Genomic DNA, 20,374 nt, shown 5'->3' on the forward strand with positions numbered 1-20,374 from the left:
TGACGCAAGGGCTGACGCACGGCTTCAGTGGGACTCGGCCGACGTCAACCGGTCTCAGCCGACCCACACCGTCTTGGCGTTGCAGAACTCCTTCGGCCCCGGGGCACCCAGCTCCCGGCCGTAGCCGGAGTTCTTCACGCCGCCGAACGGCAGCTCGGGGTAGGAGGTGACCATGCCGTTGATGGTCACCATCCCGGACTCGAGGTCGCGGACGAACGCCGCCTGCTCGTCGCCGTCGCGGGTCCAGGCGTTCGCGCCGAGACCGAACGTCGTGACGTTGGCCAGCTCGATCGCCTCGGCGAGCGAACCGACGCGGTAGAGCTGGGCGACCGGGCCGAACACCTCCTCGGTGTACATCCGCATCGACGGGGTGATGTCGGCGAGCACCGTCGGTGGGTACCACCAGCCCGGCCGGTCGGGGGTGTCGCCGCCGCAGAGCACCTTCGCGCCCTTGCCCACCGCGTCCGCGACCAGCTGCTCCACGTCGTCGCGGCCGGACTCGGTGGCCAGCGGGCCGACATCGGTCTCCTCGTCCATCGGGTCACCGACCTTCAGCGCGGCCATCGCGGCGACGAAGCGTTCGGCGAACTCGTCGTAGCAGTCCTCGTGCACGATGAACCGCTTCGCCGCGATGCAGCTCTGGCCGTTGTTCTGGCAGCGCGCGGTGACGGCCACCTGCGCCGCCTTGTCGAGGTCGGCCGAGGGCATCACGACGTACGGGTCGGAGCCGCCGAGCTCCAGCACGGTCTTCTTGACGTGCTTGCCGGCGACCGCCGCGACCGAGCGGCCGGCCGGCTCGCTCCCGGTGAGCGTCGCCGCCCGGATCCGCGGGTCGGTGAGCACCTGCTCGACGGCTGCGGAGCCGATCAGCAGGGTGGCGAAGCTGCCCTCGGGAAAACCGCCGCGGATGAACAGCGTGTCGAGGTACAACGCGGTGCGCGGGACGTTCGACGCGTGCTTGAGCAGCCCGGTGTTGCCCGCCATGAGCGCCGGCGCGGCGAACCGGATCACCTGCCACAGCGGGAAGTTCCACGGCATCACCGCGAGGATCGGCCCCAGCGGCTGGTAGGTGACGTACGCGCTGGAGGCGCCGACCTTGTCCGGGTGGGGATACGGCTCGTCGGCCAGCAGGCGCTCGGCGTTGTCGGCGTAGTAGCGCATGCCGTGCACGCACTTGGTCGCCTCGGCCTTCGCCGCGCCGAGCGTCTTGCCCATCTCGGTGGTCATCGTCGCCGCGACGCGGTCGGTCTCGCGCTCCAGGACGTCGGCGGCCGCCCGCATCCACTCCGCGCGGGTTTCGAACGTCGTCCGCCGCAACGCCCGGAACGCCTCTTCCGCGGCCGCCAGCCGGCGGTCCACCTCGTCCGGTGACTGGGCGGTGAACTCCTCCAGGGTCTCGCCGGTGGCGGGATTGACGGTGGCGATCGGCATGGGCACTCCTTCGCAGAACGCTGACGTCGCGCTGGTGGCGCAGGGCTCGCACCGGCCGGGCGGCCGGCCATGTCCCCATCCTGGCGCGGCTTCGGGCCGGACGTCGCACGGCCGGACCCGGCCAGCCGATCTTTACAACGTTGGCCGGTACGCCTAGACACGTCGGAACGGACACATCGGGCATGTCGTACCCCGGATGTGGCCCACGTAGCCGTGGTGGTGCGATCCCGCGGAACCCGAAGGAGCACCGATGAAGCCGTTCCGGCACTCCCGTCAGGCTCTACCCCGCCGTGCAGCGCTGGCCGGTGTGCTCGGCGGTGCTCTCGCCGCGGCGGCCCTCGCCGCCGCGCCGGCACCGGCGAACGCCAGCCGGCCGGCGGACGCGCAGCGGGCGACGTACACCAACTACGTGACCCGCGGCTACTCCATCGACTTTCCCGATCCGGCGGTGATGCGGGGCAAGGACGGGCAGTGGTACGCCTACGCCACCGGCGGCCCGTACGACGAGACGGGTACGACAGGTTCGTCGTACAAGATCGCCACCTCGCCGGACCTGGTGCACTGGCGCAGGGTCGGCGACGTGTTCCCCGAGGGCCGGCGGCCGTCCTGGGCGACACCGACCACCGGCTTCTGGGCGCCCGACATCCGCTACCTCAACGGGAAGTACCTGCTGTACTTCACCGTCCCCGACACCACGACGACCACGCAGGGGTTCGACCCCGCGATCGGCGTGGCCACCGCACCCACCCCGGCCGGTCCGTGGACGCCGTCGGACCGGCCGCTGGTCCCGGCCAAGCCGGTGGGCGGCGGGTACGACACGGTGATCGACCCGGCGATGTTCACCGACAGCACGGGAACGCACTACCTGTACTACGGCGGCTTCGGCACCGGCGTCTGGGTGGTGAAGCTGTCCGCCGACGGGCTGCGCACGGTCGGCGAACCGGTGCACGTCGCGGCGTCCCGCTACGAGGGACCGAACGTGCTCGAACGCGACGGGTGGTACTACCTGTTCGGCTCCTCGGCGAACTGCTGCGCCGGCCCCACCACCGGCTACTCGGTGTTCGCCGGGCGCTCCCGCAGCCCGCTCGGACCGTTCGTCGACAGGCTTGGCAAGCCGCTGCTGGCCAGCCGGGCCGGCGGAACCCCCGTCATCGCGCCGAACGGCAACAAGTGGATCGGCACCGGTCACCACTCCGCCGCGCTCGACGTGAGCGGGCAGACCTACATGGCCTACCACGCGATCGACCGCTTCGACCCGTGGCTGGACGTCTCGCCCGGCTTCACCATGCGGCCGATGAACCTGGACCGGATGGACTGGATCGACGGCTGGCCGACCGTCCGCGCCGGGCTGGGCGCGTCGGAAGGTCCGCAGCCCGCGCCGGTGGTGCGCGGCGAGGTGGACGACCGGTTCGAGGACCCGGCGGCGACCGGCTCGGCGTTCACCGTGGCCGGCGGTGCGATGAACGTCGCCGGCCCGGACCAGGCATCGGACTCGGGCCGGTTCGCACGGCTGTCCGGCACGACCACGGCGCTGACCCGGCGGACGATCTCTCGTCCCGACGTGCGCGTCGAGGCCGACGTGCGGGTGCCCGGAGACGACGCGAAGGGTGCGGTGGGCGTGGTCGCCCGGGCTGCTTCCGACGGGTCCGGGGTGCGTGCGGTCCTGGACGCGGGCGCCCGGCAGGTACGGATCGAGGCCCGGCTCGGCGGCCAGGTGCGCCGTGCGGCGGTCTCGCTCCCGGCCGGGTTCGACACCTCCGCGTGGCACGTGCTCGCCCTGCAGGTCCGCGGGACCACCGCGACCGCCGACGTCACCGACGCCCGGCTGGAGGACCCGTGGGCGACCGTACGACTCGACCTGCCGCACGGCCTGGACCGGCCCGGCAGCGCCGGCCTGGTGTCCGCAGGATCCGGCGGAGGCTCCGGAGTCACCGCCGAGGCGGACAACTTCGCCGCGAACCCGCTCTACACGCCGGTGACCCGCGCGGTGCCCGCCCCGAAGCCGGGCCGGGTCGACCCGGCGTACTCCGACGAGTTCGACGGCTCACTCGGCGACGGCTGGACCTGGGTGCGGCCGGACCCGAAGGCGCAGGTGAGCGGCGGCGCCCTGCGCTGGCCGACGCAGACCGGTGACCTGGTGGGCGACGGAACGCCCGGCCTGTTGCTGCGGTCGGCCATGCCCGACGGCGACTACACCGTGCAGACGAAGCTGACCATCGACCTCGGCGAGGACGTCGATCGCAACTTCCAGCAGGGCGGCCTGATCGTGTACGCGGACGACGACGAGTTCCTGCGGCTGGACGTGGTGGCGGTCGGCCCGACCCGGATCGTGGAGTTCGGCAAGGAGACGGTGTTCCAGGGCCGCCGGTCCTGGGGTGGCGGGCTGATCGGGGCACCGGCCGACACGACGTGGCTGCGGCTGGTGCACTCCCGCGACCCGCGTACCGGCGAACACCGCTACCGCGCGGCGTCCAGCACCGACGGCACCCACTGGACGTGGGGACTGACCTGGACGCTGCCCGCGGACGCCGACCCGCAGGTCGGGCTGGTGTCGCAGGCGTCCACACCGGAGACGACCGGGAAGTACGGCCCGGCCATGTCGGTGTTCGACTACTTCCGGGTGGAACGCTGATCACAGTCCGAGCATCACCGGCGTACTCGGGATGTCTCCGCCGATCAGCGCCGCCAGCGGTGTGGCGAGGTCGCGGGGTGAGAAGAGGTCGGTGCCGCCATATGTGGCGATGTCTGCGTGCTGCCACCATCGCATCCCGCTGATGTGCTCGGCGGCGAGGTCCTCCTCGGACAGTGCGCCGCGGGGATCGAAGTGCCTGGTGCGGACGAGGAAGTAGTCGTTGACCAGGCCGTCGTACCCGTCCGCGTTGGCGGGAGCGGCGACCTCCTGGTGCCAGACGTGCGGCGGGTCGGCGTCGATGACCAGCCCCGTCTCCTCGTGCAGTTCCCGGCGCAGTGCCTCCAGCGGCAGTTCACCGGGCTCGATGCCGCCGCCCGGGGCCGCCCATACGACCGTCGCACCCGCCGGCACGGCCGGATGCGGGAAGCTGAAGCGGCACAGCAGGACACGGTCGTCATCGGCCAGGATGACCGCCCGGACGGCATGTCTGCGCCTCACCGGCGCAGGAGTCTGGTTCATGGACAGATGATCAGGGCGCGGGCGGCCGGCCGCAAACCGGTCATGGTCGTCCCGTCCCCAGGCGTGTACTCAGAGTCCTCAGAGCGCGTCCTCAGGTGGGAGCGCCACCGATCCAGCGCATAGGCTGACGAGAGGTATCCGTCACAGGCGACGAAGCCACAGCGAAGGAGCCCAGCCAGTGACTGTCACGCGTTTCGGTTTGCAGATCCCACGGTTCACCTATCCCGGCGTGCCCGACTCGGCGTTGTTCGAACGGGTCGCCGACATCGCCACCACCGCGGAGGAGTCCGGCGGCTTCGACTCGGTGTGGGTGATGGACCACTTCTACCAACTGCCCGGACTCGGCGCCGAGGACGAGCCGATGTTCGAGGCGTACAGCCTGCTGTCGGCGCTCGCCGCGCGGACCTCCCGGGTCCGGCTCGGCACCATGGTCACCGGCGTGACCTACCGCAACCCCGCCTTGCTCGCCAAGACCGTCACCACGCTGGACGTCATCTCCTCCGGCCGGGCGATCCTCGGTATCGGCGCGGCGTGGAACGAGAGCGAGCACAACGCCTACGGCTTCGACTTCCCGTCCACCCGCGAGCGGATGGACCGGCTGGAGGAGGCGCTGCAGATCTGCCGGGCGATGTTCACCGAGTACGCACCGAGCTTCTCCGGCAAGTACTACCGGATCCACGAGGCGTTCAACGTTCCCCGTCCGGTGACGCCGGGCGGCCCGCCGGTGATGATCGGCGGCAGCGGCGAGAAGCGCACCCTGCGGTTGGTCGCGGAGTACGGCGACGCGTCGAACATCTTCGGTGACCTGCCCACCATCCGGCACAAGCTCGACGTGCTGGCCCGGCACTGCGCCGACGTCGGCCGCGACCCGGCCGAGATCACCAAGACCAAGCTGTGCACGATGGTGATCGCGCCGACCGCCGAGCAGGCGGACAAGAAGGTCGAGCAGATCCGCGCCGCCACCGGCTTCGGTGAGGAACAGGTGCGGGCGATGCTCGTCGCCGGCAGCCCCGACCAGGTGCTGGAGCAGGTGCAGGCGCACGTCGACGCCGGGCTGGACGGACTGTTGTTCAACATGCTGGACGCGCACGAGGTCGACAACGTCCGCCTCGCCGGAGAAACCCTGGCCCGCTTCAACTTCTGACGCGGCGAAGGCATGACTCGGGCCGGGCCGACGGTTGGGGGGTAGCCGTCGAACCCGGCCCGAGGTATCTGAGGCGGGCACCTTTCGGTGTGCGCCGGTCAGGCCAGAGTAGGTCGATCAGGCCCGCTCTAGAAGGCTGATTCGGACAGCTCCATCAGATCGTTGCCTGTCGACTCGGCGATCGCCCGCTCGGCGGTGAGTTTCGGCAGCACCTGCGCGCAGAACCACCGGGCGGCGGCGACCTTGCCCTCGTAGAACGCGCGGTCGTCCGGACGGAGCTCGCCGCCGTGCCTGCCCGCGGACTCGCCGCCCAGGCGGGCAAGGGCGACCTCGGCCTTGCGCAGCAACAGCCATCCGCACACCAGGTCACCGACGGCCAGCAGCAGGCGGGTGGTGTTCTGGCCGATCTTGTAGAGGTTGGCCGGGTCACCGCCGGGCACCTGCGGCTGGGAGCTGTGCAGGTAGCCCACCATCGCGGTGAGAATGCCCTGCACGTCGTCGAGTGCCTTGCCGAGCAGGCCGCGTTCGGCGTCGAGTGCGCCGTTGCCCGCACCGGACTTCACGAACGCCTGGATCTCCCCGGCGAGCCGGCCCCACGCCTGCCCCTGGTCGCGGACGATCTTGCGGAAGAACAGGTCCTGGCCCTGGATCGCGGTGGTGCCCTCGTACAACGTGTCGATCTTGGCGTCGCGGACGTACTGCTCGATCGGGTAGTCCTGCAGGAAGCCGGAGCCGCCGAACGTCTGCAGCGACTCCGAGCCGAGCAGCGTCCACGCGCGTTCGGAGCCGTAGCCCTTGACCACCGGCAGCAGCAGGTCGTTCAGCCCGGCCGCGGCGCGCTCGTCCTCCCCGCGCCGCTGGGCGAACTCGCCCGCCTCCACGACGTCCTGCACCGACGCGGTGTAGAGCAGCAGTGCACGCATACCCTCGGCGTACGCCTTCTGGGTGAGCAGCGAGCGGCGTACGTCGGGGTGGTGGGTGATGGTCACCCGGGGAGCGGTCTTGTCGGCCATCCGGGTGAGGTCGGCGCCCTGCACGCGCTCCTTGGCGTACTCCAGCGCGTTCAGGTAGCCCGTCGACAGGGTGGCGATGGCCTTGGTGCCGACCAGCATCCGGGCGTACTCGATCACCAGGAACATCTGCCGGATGCCGTCGTGCACGTCACCGAGCAGGTGACCGACGGCCGGCTCGCCCTCGCCGAAGGTGAGCTCGCAGGTGGTGGACACCTTCAGGCCCATCTTGTGCTCGACGTTGGTGGCGTGTACGCCGTTGCGGCCGCGCAGCTCGCCGGTCTCCAGGTCGACGTGGAACTTGGGTACGAGGAACAGCGACAGGCCCTTGGTGCCCGGGCCGCCGGCACCCTCGACGCCGACCGGCCGGGCGAGCACGAAGTGGACGATGTTCTCGGTCAGGTCGTGCTCGCCGCTGGTGATGAAGCGCTTCACGCCCTCCAGGTGCCAGGTCCCGTCGGGCTGCTGGATCGCGCGGGTACGGCCGGCGCCCACGTCGGAACCCGCGTCCGGCTCGGTGAGCACCATGGTGGCGGCCCACTGGCGGTCGATCATCAGCTGCGCCAGCCGCTGCTGGTCCGGGGTGCCCTTGCGGGAGATGACGCCGGCGAAGCGGGGGCCGCTGCAGTACATGAACAGCGCGGGGTTGGCGCCGAGAACCAGCTCCGACACCGCCCAGCGCAGGGAGGGCGGGCAGGGCTGTCCGCCGAGCTCCGGGGGAATCTCCAGCCGCCACCACTCCGCGTCCATCCAGGCCCGGAAGCTGTCCTTGAGCGACTCGCCCACCCGTACGGTGCGGGCGTCGCGGTCGTAGACCGGCGGGTTGCGGTCGCCGTCGACGAAGGACGCGGCCACCTCCTCGCGGGCCAGCCGGTCGACCTCGGAGAGGATGCTGTGCGCGGTGTCGACGTCGATCTCGGCGTACGGGCCGGAGCCGAGCGCCTCGCCGCGCCCGAGCACGTCGAAGAGCGTGAACTCGAGGTCGCGGAGGTTGCTCCTGTAGTGGCTCATCGGGCGCGCTCCTTCGGACGGGGGCCGGGTGCTACCGGACGCAGGCGGGACGGCGGGGGGTCGCGGGCGTCGACCGGGCGGGATCGACCGGTCGGGATCGACCGGGAGGTGGACCTGGACCGCTGCAGCCGATGCTACCTGCCGGTAACTTCGGTGGCTACCTGTCGGTAACCTAAGTTGTGCGCCGGCACGTCGGCGCTGATCTCCCCGCGTGCCAGCGCGTGGGTGGCGATGGCCTCGACGATGTCGTTCTTGTCCGGGAAGTAGCGGTAGACCGCGCCTGCGGACAGCTCCGCCTCCTGCAGGACGCCCTGCAGGAGGCGGGTCGCCTACGACCCGGCGCGTGGGCGTACGCCGAGGAGAGCGGGTTACCCTGAGGTCCGTCGTCACCGCCCCGCCCGCCCCCCGGTCACGATTGGCTCATCCACCATGCCTCAGATCGGCGTCTTCAGCGGAAGCGCGCACCCCAGGCTGGCCCAGGAGATCTGCGCCGAACTCGGCGTCGAGCTGTCCGAGGCCCACATCCAGCGGTTCAGCAACGACTGCCTGCAGGTCCAGCTGCGCGCCAACTGCCGGCAACGCGACATCTACCTCGTGCAGCCCCTGGTTCCGCCCGTGCAGGAGAACCTCATGGAGCTTCTGCTCATGCTGGACGCGGCGCGTGGCGCGTCGGCCGCGCAGATCACGGCGGTGATCCCGCACTACGCCTACGCGCGTTCGGACAAGAAGGACCAGCCGCGGATCTCCATCGGCGGCCGGCTGGTCGCCGACCTGCTGGCCACCGCGGGCGCGAGCAGGGTGCTGACGATGGCGCTGCACGCACCGCAGGTGCACGGCTTCTTCAGCATCCCGGTCGACCACCTCAACGCCATCAACGAGCTCGCCAAGCACTTCGCCGGACGCGACCTGAGCAACACCGTCGTCGTCTCGCCCGACCTCGGCAACGCCAAGGCGGCCACGCAGTTCGCCCGGCTGCTCAACCTCCCGGTCGCCGCGGGCAGCAAGCAGCGCCTCAGCGACGACCGGGTGGTGATCGACGCGATCGTCGGCGACGTCGAGGGTAAGAACGTCATCGTGCTGGACGACGAGATCGCCACCGCCGGGTCCATCGTCGAACTCCTCGACCGGCTGCGCGAGCACCACGCGGGCCGGATCGTGCTCGCCTGCACGCACGGGCTGTTCACCGGCAAGGCAGTGCAGCGCCTGGCGGTGCAGGACGACGTCGACGAGATCGTCACCACCAACACCGTCCCGCTCGCTCCGGACAACAACCTTCCTCACCTGGCCGTACGCTCGATCGCGCCGTTGTTCGCCGAGGCGATCCGCCGGATCCACCTCGGCGAGTCGGTGAGTAGTCTCTTCGACAGTCGGGCTATGGAGGTATAGGTGACCGGGCGGGTGTTCCTCGCGGGGGGTGGCAGACCCGAAGTCTCCAAGCCGCTGGACGAGCAGTTCGCGCACGCGATCGGCGCGGGTCCGCTGGCATTCTGGCCGGTCGGCGCGGAGCCGGAGCGGTACGCCGGTGCCGAGGCGTGGCTGCGCGACATCTACGAGCCGTTCGGCGTCCGCGACATCTCGACCTGGACCGGTGACACCCCACCGACGTTCACCGGCGTACGCGGCATCTACATCGGTGGCGGCAACACCTACCGCCTGCTCGCGCACGCCCAGCGCTTCGGCCTGCTGGACCGGTTGCGTGAGTACGTCGCGACCGGCGGCATGGTCTTCGGCGGCAGCGCGGGCGCGGCGTTGCTCGGCGCGGACATCAGTACGGTCGCGCACCTGGACCGCAACGACGACAAGGTGGTCGACACCACCGGCGCCGACCTGGCCGCGGGCCACGCGGTGTTCGTGCACCACGCCGACGGCGACCTGCCGCGCGAAGCGGTGTGGACGGCCACCTACCGCCGGCCCGTCCTCGCGCTGACCGAGCACGCCAACGCGATCGTGGCCGGGAACGCCGTCACTGCGGTGGGGCCCGACCCGGTCCTCCTGGTGTCGCCGGCGGGGCGCCGCAAGCTCGCCCCGGGCAGCACCAGCTACGCCGGCAGCCCCGCGTGAGACCCCGCCGCCGGCGGGTGGCGGCGGTCATCCTCCGCGACGGCGCCGTGCTGATGGTGCGCGAGCGGGGGCTCGGGGCGACCGGTCGGCACGACGGCCAGGAGTACTGGACGCTTCCGGGTGGAGGGATCAACCGCGGCGAGGAACCCGCCGACGCGGTCCGCCGCGAGGTGGCCGAGGAGGTCGGCCTGACCTGCCTCGATGTCCGCTACCTCTACGACTTCCCGTATCCCTCCGGGCAGACGTCGGCGTTCGCGGTGACCTGCGCCGAGGGTGAGCCACGCCTCGGCGTCGACCCCGACCTGCCGTGCGACTGCCCGCGGATGGTGGGCCTGGACTGGGTGCCCCTGCCGGTGCGGTCGGGCGAGACCGGGGACCCGGGCGTACCCACGCTGCTGATGGCGACGCCGCGTACCGCTACGTCGTAGGAGTCTGCGATCAGTCGCCGCCGCCGTGCGGGGCGGTGTACTGCTCGTCGCCCCAGGCGGCCCGCGAGCCCGCGTCGCCGACCCGGACGATCTGCACCGTCGACGCCACCGCGAACCCGCAGGTGACCACGATGAGCGCGATGCTCACGAAGCGGGTCCACGCGGGAGCGCCGACCGCGCGGCGTTCGGCGGTCATCGTGCCCGGCCCCTCCGCGCGGGCGTTGCGCAGCCGGTAGGTGTCCAGGGCGACCAGGGCGGCGAGCGCGACGAGGAGCGGCACAACCAGCCAGATCATCGCGTCGGCGAGTTCGGCGTGCTTCTCGATCGCGGCGCTGTGCTCCATCCGCGACTCCAGGCCCTCGCCCGCCGACGTGGTCATCGGCACGAGGACGGTGGCAACCGCGGCCACGGCGACGGCGGCCCAGCCGTACCGGCGGCGCAGGCGCGGCACGAGCGCGACGATCACCGCGGCCAGCGCGGCGAGCGGCACCGCGACCACGGTGGCGTGGACGATCAGGACGTGGAAGGGAAGTCCGTTCAGGAAGGTGGGCACGGGCGAACCTCCTGGCAGTTGCCGCTGGCGTATCTCTCGTACCTCTCGCGCACCTGTGGTGCACCGGGCAGGCCCCGATGGCCGCTTCTCAGCATGTCCACCCTGATTGGGAGATTTCTTGGAGTACGCCTCGAGGGCACCTGTGGGTTTCCTGGGAAACGCCGGGTTTGACCGGAGCGTGGCGTGCTGGTACCGGCCCGTGCCGGGGTCAGGGACGATCCGGGCCGGTGGCGTTTGTGGGGTTCGGGTGGTCAGTGGGATCGGTGTGGGTGCGCGGGACCTGCCGGGGAAAGGTGAGCCGGAACGCCGCGCCGCCGCCGGGAGCCGCCAGCGCCTCGACCTCGCCGTGGTGCCGGGCGACGATCTCCCCGACCAGCGCCAGCCCGATGCCGAACCTCCGCTGCCGCCCGTCCGGCGAACTTCCCCCGGCGGAGGAGAACCGGTCGAACATCCGCGGCGCCAGGCCCGGGTCCAGCCCGGGACCGTCGTCGGCGACCTCCACCACGGCCTGCCGGTCGGTCGCGTGGACCGTCACGGTGACGGTCTGCTCGGCGTGCCGGACCGCGTTGTCGAGGACGGCGGTCAGCGCCCGGCGCAATGCCACCGGCGCGCCCCGTACGACCACCGGGTCGTCGCCGCCCTCGGCCCGCACGGTGACCCCCCGCGCGCCGGCCTCCGCGGCGCTCGCGGCCGCCACCCCGCCGGCCAGTACCCGCAGGTCGATCTCCTCCGTGGCGCCCTCGACGTGCGGGTCGGCGGCGATCAGGAGGTCCTCGAGTACGGCGGCGAGATTGTCGCTGTCGCGCACCAGGCTCTCGGCGTCGGCCAGCGCGGCCTGGTGGTCGTGTCCCCGCTGCAGGTGCCGGCGCAGCAGTTGCGCCCTGGTGGTGAGCAGGGTGAGGGGCGTACGGAGTTCGTGGCTGGCGTCGGCGACGAACCTGCGCTGCAGGCTGAGCGCGCTGGCCAGCGGCTGGACCGCCCGTACGCCGAGCATGGCGCCCGCACCGGCGGCCAGCACCAGCCCGAGTCCGCCGACCAGGAGCAGGGAGAACAGCAGGTGCCTGCGGTCGGTGTGCACCGGGCCGAGGTCGAGGACGCCCTGGACCGTGGTGTCGCCGCGCCGCATGGTGAAGATCTGGTACTCCGCGCCGCCGACCTCGCGTTCGTGGGTCTCCGCGACGCCGGTGCGGGCGGTCCGGGCGAGTGCCTGCGGGTCGGCCGCGCCCGCCGGGAGGCCCTCGGTGCTGCGCTGCCCGTCCGGCCCGTGCATCACCAGCCAGATGTTCGCCGGAGCGTCGGCCACGTCTTCGTCCGCCCGGCCGACCGCGGCGGCCAGCATCGACCTGGTGCCCGCCGCCTCCGCGTGCAGCACCACGGCGAGGGTCACGCCGACCAGGACCGCGACGATGGCGGCGACGATCAGGCCTGCCTGGATGCCGAGGCGTACCGCCGTACGCCGCAACATCGCCGACTCGGCGCTGGTCAGCCGCCGGTCCCGGCCTACCCTCGGCGCGGTCACGACGACCCCTCGCCCAGCCGGTACCCCCGGCCGCGGACCGTTCTGACGATCGCCCGGCCGAGTTTGCGGCGCAGGTAGTGGACGTAGGTGTCCACGACGATCTCGCCCTCGGCGCCGGGGAAGACCCGGGCGAGCAGTTCGGTACGACTGAACACGTGGCCGGGCCGGGACGCCAGGGCGGCCAGCAGGTCGCACTCGCGTTCGGAGAGCTGGGCCCGGCCGAACTCCCGGGTGTCCAGGTTGAGCACCTCGTCCCCGACGGGCAGCAGCCGGGCCTGGTCGAGGTGGCGCCGGCGCAGCGCCCGGAGGCGGGCGAGGAGTTCGGCCACGTCGAAGGGCTTGGCCAGGTAGTCCTCGGCCCCCGCGTCCAGGCCCTCGACCCGGTCCGCGGGCGTGCCCAGCGCGGACAGCACCAGCCCGGGCGTGGCCACACCGCTGTTGCGGAGCCGGACCAGCAGGTCCAGGCCGTCGATGCCGGGCAGGCCGCGGTCCACGACGATCACGTCGTACTCCCGGCTGAGGGCGCGGTGCAGCCCCCGCTGGCCGTCCGGCGCGAGGTCGACGGCGTACCCCTCCTCGGTGAGGAGGCCGGCCAGCATCGCGGCGAGCTCCTGGTCGTCCTCGACCAGGAGCAGCCGCGCGGGCCGGAACGTGTCGCTGGGGTGCACGCGCCCATCTTGACCCCTCACCCTGTGTGCATGCCTGGATGCAGCGGCCGGGCGGAGGCGGAGAGATCCCTCACGTGCGGTGACGGACCCGGGAACGGGGCCGCCCTCGCTGCGTCAGTGGCCGGCGTGCCCGTCGGCATGCTCGGTGACTCCGGGACCGCCGACGGTGGCCACGAACTGCAGGTAGTCGAACGGCACGACCACGGCGTCCGGCCCACCGCGGTTGAACCGCTCCCACAGTCCGGCGAACTCCTCCGCGAACGACTCCGCGTCCTCCTCGCTCATCCCGTCCACCGCCAGCTTCACCGGCCCGAACCACTGCCGGTACCTGCGGAACTGCTCGGCGACCGAGCGGGCGGCCAGGTCGACGCACCGCAGTTCCAGCCGCTGATCGGTGAACTCCGCGTACGGGGCGAGCAGCTGGGCCAGGCCCTCGCGGGTGCCCCAGCGCAGCGGCGACGGAGCATCGGCGGGTGGCGGGGCGTACTTCGCGACCAGCTGGAACAGGCCGCCGAGCGCGCTGTCCGGGGTCCAGTTGGTCAGGCCGATCCGCCCGCCCGGACGCAGCACCCGCAACGCCTCCGCCGCGGCCTGCCACTGGTCGGCCACGAACATCAGCCCGAACGTCGACGTCACCACGTCGAACTCCCCGTCGGCGAACGGCAGCGCCACGGCGTCCACCTCGACCGTCTCCAGCGGCAGCAGTTCGACGTCGGCGCGCAGCCGGGCGTGGTCGAGGAGCTCGGGTACGACGTCCACGCAGGTCACCCGGGCGTCCCGGCGGGCGGCGGCGAGCGCGGTGTTGCCGGTGCCGCCGGCGATGTCGAGCACGCGTTCACCGGGAAGGACGTCCAGCGCCAGGACCAGCTCCTCGCTGACCGGGACCATCCGGTTGGCGATCCGCTGGAAGTCACCCGCCGCCCAGGTGGACCGGGCGATCTCGGTGGGAGACGGCGGCGCGAGCCGGGTTTCCCTGCTGCCGCTGACGGCCTTGGTCACGGTGCCAGCGTCGCAGACCGGCCGCCGGCCGGACGGCGGAAAGCCGAATCTCAGCCTCGGATCCCCCGGCTTCGGATCTCCTGCTTCGGATCCCCGGCTTCGGCCGGCCGCCAACTCAGTCGAACAGGTGGCGGTGGTCCTCGCTCCACCGGATGCGGTCCGCGATCTCGGTGAGGTGGCCGGACGCGACCAGCTCGACCTGGCGTTCGTGCCCCTCCTCGGCCAGCTGCCGGACGAAATCCAGACCGGCCCGCTGGATCGCGATCACCTCGTCCGCCAGGCCTGTGGTGTCGGACAGGCCGTACTCGGTGGCGAAGATCTCCAGCCTGCGGCGGCGGTCCGGCGGGCCGGGGTGGCGGAGCCAGCGCACGCACTCCTCGTCGTCGCGAAACGGTGCGACGTATTCCAGTGCGTACGCCACGTCCTGCATGACCGGCCCCGGTCCGGCGTACTCCCAGTCCAGCAGGCCGACCGGCGTGACGTCGTCCCACACGATGTTCCACGGCCCGAAGTCGTTGTGGCAGACGACCTCGCCCGGTCCACCGGCGCCCGTGCGGCCGCCGGACCACACCGGCGGCGTCGAGGGCGACCACTCCGCGACCGCCTGGTGGTACTCACGCAGCAGACGCGCCGCCGCCCGCAGACCCTTCTCGTCCACCACCTTCGCCCAGCCGGCCGGACCCGACTCGCCGGCGATGTAGGTGACGACCTCGGTCGCCGGTCCGGTGCCGGTGGCGGGGAGAACGTCGAGGACGCGCGGGGAGTACCGGAAGTCCACGGCGGCGAGGTGGTCCAGCAGCGCGTGGATCGCAGGGGTCCACGGCTGGACGGGACGGTGCACGGTGCCGCCCACCCGGACCACAGGCCGGTCGGCGCGGTCCTGCAGCACTTCGGTGTCCGGGAGCTGCTCGCGCGGATCCGGCATGGTGGTCGTCCTCCCGGCGTCAAGGAGCGCTTGCGCGCTCCGGTCCACCGGGCGCGAGCCGATTCTGCCCCTCCGGGACTCACGGGTCGATCAACTTTTCGTGGACGTCACGATCACAGTCGCAGATGCAGATCCATGGCGGCATCCTCGCCGACCGTCGGCTCCGGGGCATGTTTCAGCCCCCGGCGGAATGGCCGGACTCCGGGCGTACGACCCGTTTAGGGTCGATGACATGCAGACGATCGAGCTGGTGCCGGGCCTGCACATGTTCCCGTTCGAGGTGGGTCAGGTCTATCTGTGGGCAGATGAGGACGGTCTCACCCTGATCGACACGGGTGTGGCCGGCTCGGCGCCGGAGATCGAGGCGGGGGTGCACCGTCTCGGCTTCGACCGGCGCGACATCAGGAACGTCGTTCTCACGCACTTCCACGAGGACCACGTGGGTTCGGCGGCCGACGTCGCGCGCTGGAACGGCGCCACGGTGATGGCGCACCAGTTGGACGCACCGGTCGTTCGTGGGGAGCAGTCCGGGCCCGCGCCGGTCATCACCGAGGAGGAACGCCCCTATTACGAACGCGTCGTGCCGAACGTCCCCGCGGCGCAGCCGGTGCGGGTCGACCGGGAACTCGTCGACGGCGACCGGATCGAGATCGGCGGAGGTGCCGCGGTGATCGGCATGCCCGGTCACACCGACGGCAGCATCGCCGTGCACCTTCCGAAGCACAGGGTGCTGTTCACCGGCGACGCGATCGCGAGCATCCAGGACGTGCCGATTCTGGGCGTGTTCAACGTCGACCGGGCAAAGGCCGTCGCATCGTTCCGACGGGTCGCGGAGTTGGACGTCGACGTGGCGTGTTTCGGCCACGGTGCTCCGGTGGTGGGAGACGCCGCGCTGTTGTTGCGTGCGGCGGCGGGCGTCGCGACCGCCTGACACCGCCTCGACCCCGCCTGACACCGCCGGGCCGGAGAGCAGCGGATCCCTTTCCTGCGGGCCTGTTCGCCCGGCCGCGCCCGGCGCCCACAGCGGGTAGCGTTTCCGACGATGTGCTCGGTGAGAATGTTCTTCGGTGCGGCGAAAGGGCGAACACATGGTGCGCAAGGCGGTCATCCCGGTCGCGGGGCTGGGAACCCGGCTGTTGCCGTTGACGAAGGCGCTGCCGAAGGAGATGCTGCCGATCCTCGACAAACCCGTTCTGCAGCACACGATCGAGGAACTCGTCGCCTCGGGCATCGACGACATCATCATCGTCACCTCCGCCCGCAAGGCGTTGATCCAGCAGCACTTCGCACCTGACGAGGACCTCGACATGCGGCTGCGCGCGGACGGCAAGGACGACCTGGCCGAGGCGCTGGAGGAGCTCGCGTCGCTGGCCCGGATCACGTTCCTCTACCAGCACGGCCCCTACGGCAATGGCACACCGGTACTGAACGCCGCGCGCATCGTCGGCGACGAGCCCTTCATGGTGTTGTGGGCCGACGACGTGTTCACCTCCGCCGTGCCGCGTGCCCAGCAGTTGGTCGCGGCGTACGAACGCACCCGTGCGCCGGTGCTCGGGCTGATGCCGATGGAGCCGAGTGAGTCCCAGCGCTACGGCGTTCCGGTGGTGGAGGACGACCTCGGAGCCGGGCTGTTGCGCATCTCCGGCATCATCGAGAAGCCGTCCCCGGACGCAGCGCCGTCGGCGTTCGCCTCGATCGGCGGGTACGTCGTGACGCCGGGCATCGTGAACGAACTCGAACGCCAGCTCAACCGGCACCGGCACAACCCGGAGGGCGAGGTCTACCTCTCCCACGCCATCCACGAGCACGCACGGGAGTACCCAGTCTTCGGGCAGGTCATCGACGGGACGTGGTGGGACACCGGCAACCCGCTCGGCTACCTTCGCGCGCAGTTCGCGGCGGCGCTCGCCCACCCCGACTACGGCCCGGAGCTTCGCAAGCTGGCAGGCGGATCCCAGTAGCCGGCGGGCTCCACTGACAGCGGTTGTGGCGTGCCGAAACACCTTTGACGTGACCCGGTGGGGTGCACCAGCCTGACCTCGTGAACGAGCCGAGCGAGTCGAACCGGTCGAACGAGTCGCACCAACCGAACGCGGACGACCTTCCCGAGCACGTGCGCCGCAACCGGCAGGTGTGGGACGCCCGGCACAGCGAGTGGTACGGCGCCCGGGCGCGCGAGCAGTGGGCCGCCGAGCCGCACTGGGGCACGTGGCGGATTCCGCAGACGGACCTGCCCGTGCTGCCGGACGACCTGGCCGGCAAGGACCTGATCGAGCTGGGGTGCGGCACCGGCTACGTCAGCGCGTGGGCGGCCCGGGCCGGCGCCCGTCCTGTCGGGGTGGACAACTCCGAACGCCAGTTGGCGACTGCCAGGGCGATGCAGCGGGAGTTCGGCTGCGAGTTCCCGCTGATCCACGGGAACGCCGAGAAGATCGACCTTCCGGACGCGAGTTTCGACGTGGCCATCAGCGAACACGGCGCTATCGGCTGGTGCGATCCGTACCGCTGGATCCCGGAGGCGGCCCGGCTGCTGCGCGACGGCGGTGAGCTCGTCTTCGTCCGCAACTCCACCCTGCTCACCCTCTGCGTACCCGACGAGGGTCCGGCGGGGCGCACCCTGCTGCGCCCGCAGTTCGGCCTGTTCCGGTTGGAGGAGGAGTCCGACGGGGCCGACGGCGCAGACGGCGGTGCTGTCAACTTCCACTTGCCGCACGGCCCGATGGTGCGGCTGCTCAGGGAGTCCGGCTTCGTGCTGGAGGACCTGATCGAGGTGCAGGCGCCCGAGAACGCCACCACGGAGTACGACTACGTCGACCACGAGTGGTCGCGTCGGTGGCCGAGCGCGGAGGTGTGGAAGGCCCGCCGAGTCAGAGCCTGAAGCAGGCCGGCGTCCGAACCGGACCAGACCCCGAACGTTGTGGGATCAGGCGGTGGGGCCGAAGGTGACGCTGGAGGCCGCGGACACCCGTGGGTGCCCGCGGCCGGCAGCTACCACCAAACTCGCCTGCCGCCGACCGGCTTGCCGATCCGGCCGAGGATCAAGAAGATGACCCCGACTACCAGCAGGATGATCCCGATGGTCCACAAGATCGAAATCTTGAGGATCGCGCCGAGGATCAACAGGATGACGCCGAGAACGATCACGGCATCCCCCTTCCCTCACAGGCCGGGCATCCAGCCAGCTCCCTGACCGGGTGCCGCGATTAGATACGACCATTGTCCTCAGTTCTCGCCGACCGTGCGAGCATCACGCGAGTTCTGCCGGACATTGCGTCCAGACCGATACCAACCTTTCGGGGCAGGTACGGCCATCTCGCGCAGGTCGTTCGGTGGTTACATCGGCGGGACGAAGCCCGTCGGACGGGCATCAACCCGGGCGCAGGTCGTAGGACGGTCCGCCCAACGACCGATGGCCGCCGGGGCGCCGGGCTGCCAGGCTCTCCGGCAGCGGGGTCCGAACGGTCCCGCGGTCGTCACGGGAGATGGAGTTCGGCATGGATGTCGCGAGCGTGCTCGCCCGGATCGAGGGCAGCCTGGTCGACGTCCCGGCAGGTGAGGTGGTGATCGGGTCCGACCTCGACACCGTGCGGGCCGAGCTCGGCGCACCCGACCTGGCCGGCGTGGATCCGGCCTGGCTGCTGAAGGAGGTGCCTCGTCGGGTGGTGAAGGTCCCGGCGTTCCGCGTCATGCGGCAGCCGGCAACGCCGACGAGCTGAACCGGTGCGGACTGTCGGTGGCCGGGGCTAACGTCGGCGCATGCGCTTCTCGATCTCCATACCGCAGCACTACCCCGACGGCAGCTTCGACCCGGGCGCGTTCCGCGCCTACCTCGCCCGGGCCGAGGAGCTCGGCTTCGACAGCGCCTGGACGCAGGAGCAGGTGCTGGGCACGATGCCGCATCTGGCGCCGATCGAGACCATGACGTACGCCGCGGCCTGCACCGAGCGGCTGCGGTTGGGGTGTGCGGTGCTGGTCAGTTCGCTGCACAGCCCGGTCCACCTCGCCAAGAGCGTCAGCACCCTCGACCAGCTCAGCCGGGGGCGGATCGACGTCGGGCTCGGCATCGGCGGCCGGCAGCGTGCGGTGGCGGCGTTCGGCGTCGACCCCGACAGCCTCAACCGGCGGTTCACCGAAGGGCTGGAGGTGATGAGGGCCTGCTGGACGCAGCCGCGGGTCACCTTCGCCGGCAAGTTCTGGCAGCTGGAGGAGGCCGCGATGGAGCCGAAGCCGTTCCAGAAGCCGCATCCCCCGGTCTGGTTCGGCGGCAGCCATCCCAACGCGCTGCGCCGGGCGGTCCGGCTGGCCGACGCGTTCATGGGTGCGGGGTCGACCACCACGGAGCAGTTCGCCGGCCAGGTGCGGACCCTGCGGGCCACGCTCGCCGAGACCGGTCGCGACGAGAAGGACCTCCCGATCGCCAAGCGGGTCTACATCGCCGTCGACGACGACCTCGAGCGCGGCCGTGCCCGGATCGGCGCGGCACTGGACCGGCTCTACGGCTACTTCGGCCTGAGCAACCTGACGGCACTCGCCGTCTACGGCCCACCGGAGGAGTGCGTGCGCGGGCTGCGCGCGGTGGCCGACGCGGGCGCCGCGACGATCCTGCTCAACCCGATGTACGACGACGCCGAGCAGATGGAACGCCTGGCCGCGGAGGTGGTTCCCGCGCTGACGTAGACGCCGCAGGTCTCGGGCCGGCCGGGGATCAGCCGGCCACGATCAGCTGGCCACGATCAGCTGGCCGGCGCGCCGTCGGCGAGGGCGGCGAACCGGTCCAGGATGTTCGGCCACTCGGTGAACTTCGAGCGTTCGGCGGCGTTGTCGGCGTTCCATCCGCCGTGCTCGAAGCGCATTCGGCAGCCGCCGTCGTGTGGGCCGAACTTTACGGTGATCTCGCTGGGATGGCCGGACGGCTGCGCCAGGGTCGAGGTGTAGGCGAGCCGGCGGCCCGGCTCCCAGACCGTCACCCATCCCCAGCCGTACTCCTCGCCGTCACGATGTGACTCGAACACCCGGCCGCCCACGCGCGGCTCGATCGTCACGGCGGTCAGCGTCTGCGCGTTCGCGGTGTAACTCGGATGCCACCACGAGGCGATGTCGCCGGTGTAGACCTCGAAGGCGCGTTCGGGTCCGCACCGCAGGACGTACTCGTGCACGATCGGATCGAGTTCCATGCGCGAAGTATCGCCGAGAGGTTGTTTCCCCGGACACCTTTGTTTCCCGGCAGGTTGTTGCCCCAGACCGTCGGCCCGCGAAAGTCGGGGCGATCTGCCCCGCCCGCGTGTTCCCTGCAGGCGGTGCTCGCGGCATGCGGTGGTTCAGGTCGACAGCCACGAAGGATGCCGAGACGACACCGTCGACGGACCCGGCTCCGGACGGCGCTGTTTTCCGGAGGCGAGTGATCACGGTGTCGCCCGACGCACCCACCCGGCTTCCCCTGCAGAGTGCGGTGCCGACCGGAACGCCGCGTCCCA

General features: G+C 71.3%; 21 protein-coding genes. 10 read left to right on the top strand and 11 right to left on the bottom strand.

Translation table 11 applies throughout. From position 1 onward, the window contains the following. Positions 1–54 precede the first annotated feature (54 nt). Complete coding sequence (locus ABZV93_RS06080) at positions 55–1,431, bottom strand: NADP-dependent succinic semialdehyde dehydrogenase (RefSeq protein ID WP_354931130.1); 1,377 nt, start codon at positions 1,429–1,431, stop codon at positions 55–57. A gap of 250 nt (positions 1,432–1,681) precedes the next feature. Between ABZV93_RS06080 and ABZV93_RS06085 the strand changes: the two genes are divergently transcribed. Next, complete coding sequence (locus ABZV93_RS06085; RefSeq protein WP_354931132.1) at positions 1,682–4,063, top strand: family 43 glycosylhydrolase; 2,382 nt, start codon at positions 1,682–1,684, stop codon at positions 4,061–4,063. On the opposite strand, the gene ABZV93_RS06090 is transcribed toward ABZV93_RS06085, so the two are convergent. Then, complete coding sequence (locus ABZV93_RS06090) at positions 4,064–4,582, bottom strand: NUDIX domain-containing protein (protein WP_354931134.1); 519 nt, start codon at positions 4,580–4,582, stop codon at positions 4,064–4,066. 178 nt (positions 4,583–4,760) lie between these two features. Here ABZV93_RS06090 and ABZV93_RS06095 point away from each other — a divergent pair, with 178 nt between their 5' ends. Then, positions 4,761–5,726 carry an LLM class F420-dependent oxidoreductase gene (locus ABZV93_RS06095; protein WP_354931135.1) on the top strand — a complete coding sequence of 322 codons (966 nt, stop codon included), beginning with the start codon at positions 4,761–4,763 and terminating at the stop codon, positions 5,724–5,726. A gap of 128 nt (positions 5,727–5,854) precedes the next feature. Here ABZV93_RS06095 and ABZV93_RS06100 read toward each other — a convergent pair whose 3' ends face one another. After that, positions 5,855–7,747 (bottom strand): acyl-CoA dehydrogenase, encoded by a 1,893-nt coding sequence (locus ABZV93_RS06100; RefSeq protein ID WP_354931138.1) that lies wholly within the window; start codon positions 7,745–7,747, stop codon positions 5,855–5,857. Positions 7,748–7,881: 134 nt separating this feature from the next. Next, positions 7,882–8,064 (bottom strand): TetR family transcriptional regulator, encoded by a 183-nt coding sequence (locus ABZV93_RS06105; RefSeq protein ID WP_354931373.1) that lies wholly within the window; start codon positions 8,062–8,064, stop codon positions 7,882–7,884. Between the two features lie 112 nt (positions 8,065–8,176). Between ABZV93_RS06105 and ABZV93_RS06110 the strand changes: the two genes are divergently transcribed. The 3 genes from ABZV93_RS06110 to ABZV93_RS06120 are packed head-to-tail and all read left to right on the top strand — an operon-like array spanning position 8,177 to position 10,236. Next, the gene (locus ABZV93_RS06110) at positions 8,177–9,133 is read left to right on the top strand and encodes a ribose-phosphate pyrophosphokinase (RefSeq protein WP_354931140.1); all 957 of its coding nucleotides are present in this window, start codon (positions 8,177–8,179) and stop codon (positions 9,131–9,133) included. Continuing rightward, positions 9,134–9,808 (top strand): Type 1 glutamine amidotransferase-like domain-containing protein, encoded by a 675-nt coding sequence (locus tag ABZV93_RS06115; protein WP_354931143.1) that lies wholly within the window; start codon positions 9,134–9,136, stop codon positions 9,806–9,808. After that, positions 9,805–10,236 (top strand): NUDIX hydrolase, encoded by a 432-nt coding sequence (locus ABZV93_RS06120; RefSeq protein WP_354931145.1) that lies wholly within the window; start codon positions 9,805–9,807, stop codon positions 10,234–10,236. Before ABZV93_RS06115 ends, ABZV93_RS06120 begins: the two co-directional genes overlap by 4 nt. A 10-nt stretch (positions 10,237–10,246) precedes the next feature. On the opposite strand, the gene ABZV93_RS06125 is transcribed toward ABZV93_RS06120, so the two are convergent. The 5 genes from ABZV93_RS06125 to ABZV93_RS06145 form a co-directional block, all read right to left on the bottom strand. Continuing rightward, positions 10,247–10,789, bottom strand: a complete 543-nt coding sequence (locus ABZV93_RS06125) for a DUF2231 domain-containing protein (protein ID WP_354931147.1) — start codon at positions 10,787–10,789, stop codon at positions 10,247–10,249. A gap of 208 nt (positions 10,790–10,997) precedes the next feature. Further along, positions 10,998–12,308, bottom strand: a complete 1,311-nt coding sequence (locus ABZV93_RS06130) for a HAMP domain-containing sensor histidine kinase (protein ID WP_354931150.1) — start codon at positions 12,306–12,308, stop codon at positions 10,998–11,000. Further along, positions 12,305–12,976, bottom strand: a complete 672-nt coding sequence (locus ABZV93_RS06135) for a response regulator transcription factor (protein WP_354931153.1) — start codon at positions 12,974–12,976, stop codon at positions 12,305–12,307. Before ABZV93_RS06135 ends, ABZV93_RS06130 begins: the two co-directional genes overlap by 4 nt. A gap of 114 nt (positions 12,977–13,090) precedes the next feature. After that, a complete protein-coding gene (locus tag ABZV93_RS06140; protein WP_354931156.1) occupies positions 13,091–13,975 on the bottom strand; it encodes a class I SAM-dependent methyltransferase in 885 nt (294 codons plus the stop codon). A 115-nt stretch (positions 13,976–14,090) separates the two neighbouring features. Continuing rightward, positions 14,091–14,900, bottom strand: coding sequence for an aminoglycoside phosphotransferase family protein (locus tag ABZV93_RS06145; protein ID WP_354931159.1), 810 nt, complete (start codon positions 14,898–14,900; stop codon positions 14,091–14,093). Positions 14,901–15,132: 232 nt separating this feature from the next. Here ABZV93_RS06145 and ABZV93_RS06150 point away from each other — a divergent pair, with 232 nt between their 5' ends. From ABZV93_RS06150 to ABZV93_RS06160, 3 genes are all read left to right on the top strand, one after another. After that, a complete protein-coding gene (locus tag ABZV93_RS06150; protein WP_354931162.1) occupies positions 15,133–15,831 on the top strand; it encodes an MBL fold metallo-hydrolase in 699 nt (232 codons plus the stop codon). A gap of 157 nt (positions 15,832–15,988) precedes the next feature. Then, the gene (locus tag ABZV93_RS06155) at positions 15,989–16,861 is read left to right on the top strand and encodes a UTP--glucose-1-phosphate uridylyltransferase (RefSeq protein ID WP_354931165.1); all 873 of its coding nucleotides are present in this window, start codon (positions 15,989–15,991) and stop codon (positions 16,859–16,861) included. A gap of 80 nt (positions 16,862–16,941) precedes the next feature. Beyond that, positions 16,942–17,778, top strand: a complete 837-nt coding sequence (locus ABZV93_RS06160; RefSeq protein WP_354931168.1) for a class I SAM-dependent methyltransferase — start codon at positions 16,942–16,944, stop codon at positions 17,776–17,778. Between the two features lie 110 nt (positions 17,779–17,888). Here the strand turns inward: ABZV93_RS06160 and ABZV93_RS06165 are convergent, their stop codons facing one another. Next, a complete protein-coding gene (locus ABZV93_RS06165; protein WP_092889798.1) occupies positions 17,889–18,044 on the bottom strand; it encodes a DUF6131 family protein in 156 nt (51 codons plus the stop codon). Positions 18,045–18,394: 350 nt separating this feature from the next. On the opposite strand from ABZV93_RS06165, the gene ABZV93_RS06170 reads away from it, so the two are divergent. Beyond that, entirely contained in the window at positions 18,395–18,616 is a 222-nt protein-coding gene (locus ABZV93_RS06170) for a hypothetical protein (RefSeq protein ID WP_354931172.1), read from the top strand. Positions 18,617–18,656: 40 nt separating this feature from the next. Continuing rightward, positions 18,657–19,577 (top strand): LLM class flavin-dependent oxidoreductase, encoded by a 921-nt coding sequence (locus ABZV93_RS06175; protein ID WP_354931175.1) that lies wholly within the window; start codon positions 18,657–18,659, stop codon positions 19,575–19,577. A gap of 56 nt (positions 19,578–19,633) precedes the next feature. Here ABZV93_RS06175 and ABZV93_RS06180 read toward each other — a convergent pair whose 3' ends face one another. Next, complete coding sequence (locus tag ABZV93_RS06180) at positions 19,634–20,074, bottom strand: SRPBCC domain-containing protein (RefSeq protein ID WP_354931178.1); 441 nt, start codon at positions 20,072–20,074, stop codon at positions 19,634–19,636. Between the last annotated feature and the right edge of the window lie 300 nt (positions 20,075–20,374).

Source organism: Actinopolymorpha sp. NPDC004070, assembly GCF_040610475.1.
Taxonomy (GTDB): Bacteria; Actinomycetota; Actinomycetes; order Propionibacteriales; family Actinopolymorphaceae; genus Actinopolymorpha.

What these genes read in the sequence shown, in the direction of transcription:
- ABZV93_RS06080 (WP_354931130.1), bottom strand. Translation starts at nt 1,431, where the DNA reads ATGCCGATCGCCACCGTCAATCCCGCCACCGGCGAGACCCTGGAGGAG.
- ABZV93_RS06085 (WP_354931132.1), top strand. Translation starts at nt 1,682, where the DNA reads ATGAAGCCGTTCCGGCACTCCCGTCAGGCTCTACCCCGCCGTGCAGCG.
- ABZV93_RS06090 (WP_354931134.1), bottom strand. Translation starts at nt 4,582, where the DNA reads ATGAACCAGACTCCTGCGCCGGTGAGGCGCAGACATGCCGTCCGGGCG.
- ABZV93_RS06100 (WP_354931138.1), bottom strand. Translation starts at nt 7,747, where the DNA reads ATGAGCCACTACAGGAGCAACCTCCGCGACCTCGAGTTCACGCTCTTC.
- ABZV93_RS06110 (WP_354931140.1), top strand. Translation starts at nt 8,177, where the DNA reads ATGCCTCAGATCGGCGTCTTCAGCGGAAGCGCGCACCCCAGGCTGGCC.
- ABZV93_RS06145 (WP_354931159.1), bottom strand. Translation starts at nt 14,900, where the DNA reads ATGCCGGATCCGCGCGAGCAGCTCCCGGACACCGAAGTGCTGCAGGAC.
- ABZV93_RS06150 (WP_354931162.1), top strand. Translation starts at nt 15,133, where the DNA reads ATGCAGACGATCGAGCTGGTGCCGGGCCTGCACATGTTCCCGTTCGAG.
- ABZV93_RS06155 (WP_354931165.1), top strand. Translation starts at nt 15,989, where the DNA reads ATGGTGCGCAAGGCGGTCATCCCGGTCGCGGGGCTGGGAACCCGGCTG.
- ABZV93_RS06170 (WP_354931172.1), top strand. Translation starts at nt 18,395, where the DNA reads ATGGATGTCGCGAGCGTGCTCGCCCGGATCGAGGGCAGCCTGGTCGAC.
- ABZV93_RS06175 (WP_354931175.1), top strand. Translation starts at nt 18,657, where the DNA reads ATGCGCTTCTCGATCTCCATACCGCAGCACTACCCCGACGGCAGCTTC.
- ABZV93_RS06180 (WP_354931178.1), bottom strand. Translation starts at nt 20,074, where the DNA reads ATGGAACTCGATCCGATCGTGCACGAGTACGTCCTGCGGTGCGGACCC.